General features: G+C 66.4%; 1 pseudogene. It reads left to right on the forward strand.

Annotation, left to right across the window (positions count from 1 at the left end):
• Positions 1-85 precede the first annotated feature (85 nt).
• Positions 86-842, forward strand: a pseudogene (locus tag MKK53_RS00115) (IS5 family transposase); the annotation flags it as partial.

The following is an 842-nucleotide window of genomic DNA, read 5'->3' on the forward strand; positions in this document are numbered from 1 at the left end:
CTCTAGGTTCAATCGACATTCAGAGTTCCGCTTTGCGGCGTGGTGTGATTCTCAAGTGTTCGGATCGAGGATCCGGGAGCCTGGGATGGCCAAGCCAAAGCGGTATGAACTGAGCCCGGAGCAGTGGCAGCGGCTCGCGCCCCTGTTGCCGGGCAAGCCCGGTGATCCGGGTCGCTCGGGCGCGGACAACCTCGCCTTCGTCAACGGCGTGCTGTGGGTGCTGCGATCAGGCGCTCACTGGCACGACCTGCCTGAGCGCTACGGGAAGTGGAAGACCGCCCACAAGCGCTTCACCCGCTGGGCCAAGGCCGGGGTATGGGAGCGTGTCTTCGCCGACCTCATCGTCGATCCCGACAACGACTATGTCAGTCTCGACTCGAGCCTCGTGCGTGCTCACCAGCAGGCGGCCACCGGCAAGGGGGGCGGCCAAAAAGGGGGGACCAGGCTCTGGGACGCTCCCGAGGAGGACTGACGACCAAGATCCACATGGCCACCGATGCGCGCGGACGTCCGCTCAAGCTGATCCTCACCCCGGGCCAGCGGGGATGCGCCGCTCGCCCCGGCCCTTCTCGAAGGCCTCTCGCCGCGCCGTGTCCTGGCTGACAAAGCCTACGACAGCAACGCCCTGCGCAGCCTCATCGCCGGAATGAGGGCGGAGGCGGTCATCCCCTGCAACCCGACACGGCGACACCCAATCCCCTACGACGTCGCGGCCTACAGGGTCCGCAACACCATCGAGCGCTGCTTCAACAAGCTCAAGCACTTCCGGCGCATCGCCACGCGTTTCGACCGACGCGCCGTCCACTACCTCGGCTTCCTCCACATCGCCGCTGCCCTGCTCT

The sequence above is a fragment of the Methylobacterium sp. J-076 genome (genome assembly GCF_022829405.1).
Taxonomy (GTDB): Bacteria; Pseudomonadota; Alphaproteobacteria; order Rhizobiales; family Beijerinckiaceae; genus Methylobacterium.